We start from the raw sequence: 407 nt of genomic DNA, 5'->3' as shown, positions 1-407 counted from the left end.
CGCGACCGCTCGGCGATGAGCGCCAAGGCGTTCTCCTCGGCGAGCATGCCGCCGAGCACCATGGCGGAAACCTGCCCGAGGGAGAACCCGAGCAGCGCGTCCGGCACGATGCCGCGCGCCTCAAGCGCCCGCCCCATGCCGACCGACAGCGCCGCGATGGCGATCTGGGCGTTGCGCGTGTCGTTCAGCTCTTCGGGCGACGCGTCGCGCCCAAGCGCCGCCACGTCGCGGCCGAGCTCGTCCGAGGCGCAGGCGAACACGGACGCCACCTCGGGAATATCCAGCATATCGGCGCCCATGCCAGGCTTCTGCGAGCCCTGGCCCGAGGCCATGAACACCAGGCCAGCCGGGCCCAAGGGCTCCAAGGGGGTCTCATCAAGCATGGCGGCCTCCCTACACGCGCGCCC

At 71.7% G+C, this 407-nt stretch carries 1 protein-coding gene; it reads right to left on the bottom strand.

Features of this window, described 5'->3' with window-relative positions; all coding sequences use genetic code 11:
* The coding region (locus tag NE591_RS12855; RefSeq protein WP_256156814.1) for an ACP S-malonyltransferase at positions 1–383 on the bottom strand (383 nt) is incomplete at its 3' end.
* Positions 384–407 lie beyond the last annotated feature (24 nt).

It is taken from the genome of Adlercreutzia sp. DFI.6.23, from assembly GCF_024462535.1.
GTDB classification, from domain to species: domain Bacteria; phylum Actinomycetota; class Coriobacteriia; order Coriobacteriales; family Eggerthellaceae; genus Adlercreutzia; species Adlercreutzia rubneri.
This window is presented reverse-complemented; position numbering and strand designations above follow the sequence as displayed.